The organism is Mycobacterium pinniadriaticum, assembly GCF_026242045.1.
GTDB lineage: Bacteria > Actinomycetota > Actinomycetes > Mycobacteriales > Mycobacteriaceae > Mycobacterium > Mycobacterium pinniadriaticum.
On the sequence record NZ_JAPJDO010000103.1, the window covers coordinates 1 to 1,298 of the forward strand.

The 1,298-nt window shown below is 63.2% G+C and carries 2 protein-coding genes; both read left to right on the forward strand.

Annotated features, from left to right (window positions below; genetic code table 11):
* Nucleotides 1-45 precede the first annotated feature (45 nt).
* The gene (locus ORI27_RS32815; RefSeq protein WP_005148432.1) at nt 46-336 is read left to right on the forward strand and encodes a transposase; all 291 of its coding nucleotides are present in this window, start codon (nt 46-48) and stop codon (nt 334-336) included.
* Complete coding sequence (locus ORI27_RS32820; protein ID WP_266001423.1) at nt 333-1,268, forward strand: IS3 family transposase; 936 nt, start codon at nt 333-335, stop codon at nt 1,266-1,268. Before ORI27_RS32815 ends, ORI27_RS32820 begins: the two co-directional genes overlap by 4 nt.
* Nucleotides 1,269-1,298: the final 30 nt, after the last annotated feature.

Here is a 1,298-nt window from a genome sequence, read left to right on the forward strand (position 1 = left end):
TGAACTTCCCCCGAGACCGTGGAGGCATCAACAATAGGGATCGAGATGCCAGAGAAACGGAAGAAGTACGACCGGGAGTTCCGTGAGGGTGCTGTCCGGATCGTCGAAGAGACGGGTAAACCAATTGCCCAGGTTGCGCGTGATCTCGGGGTGCACGAGGGCACGCTGGGCAACTGGGTGACACGTGCACGGGAGGCCCGCGAGGGGCGCGGCGAGCTGACTCGCGATGACCTCGATGAGCTCAAGCGGTTGCGCAGCGAGAACGCCGAGTTGCGGATGGAGCGCGATGTTCTCAAGCGATCCGTGGTCCTGTGGGTGAAGGAGGCGACGAAGTGAGCGTGGCACGCTTCATCGCCGACCAGAGGACCAAATACCGTGTGCCTCATACATTCACGTGTCTGCTGTTGGGTGTCGGTGTGTCGTGGTTCTACAAGTGGATCGGCCGTGCCGAATCTGCTGATGGAGTGCACACCGGCACCGATCGGCGCCGTGTCGCACTCGACGAGGCGGTCACCGCGGCGTTCGGCAAGGCCAGGGGCTTGCATGGGTCCCCGCGACTGGTGGCTGACCTGCGTGATCTGGGCTGGGAGGTCTCGGAGAAGACGGTAGCCGATTCGATGCGCCGCCAGGGACTGGTCGCGCGCCGTATCAAGCGGCGCAGCGGGCTGACCCGCCAGGACAAGACGGCGCCGAAGTTCCCTGACCTGGTCAAACGGGACTTCAGCGCGGCCGAGCCGAACTGTAAATGGGTGGGCGACATGACCGAGATCCCGACCGAGTGTGGTCAGAAGCTGTATCTGGCGACGGTGATCGACCTTTACAGCCGTCGGCTGCTGGGGGCGGCGATGGGCCTGCACCCGGATGCCGAGCTGGCGTGTGCAGCCATCACGATGGCCGTGGCGGCCCGAGGTGGCCGTCAGGCGATCTGGCGCGAGCAGGAGTCCGAGCGCCTCATTTTCCACACCGATCGCGGTAGCACCTATACCGCCAACAGCTTCACGACGTTGTGCCGGACGTTGGGGATTCGCCAATCGATGGGCCGTGTCGGGTCGTGTTTCGATAATGCCGCCGCGGAGGCGTTCTTCTCCTCGCTGGAATGGGAAGTGCTGTCCCGCAACCGGTTCCATGATACAGTTCACGCTCAGGCGGTGGTTATCGACTGGTGCTACACGTTCTACAATCACCAACGCCGGCACAGCTCCGCCGACGGGTTATCGCCCGTCAACTACGAGATCAGGGAATCCAAGACCAAGCCGCAAGCGGCATAAGGAACCCTCCACGATCTCGGGGGAACCCCA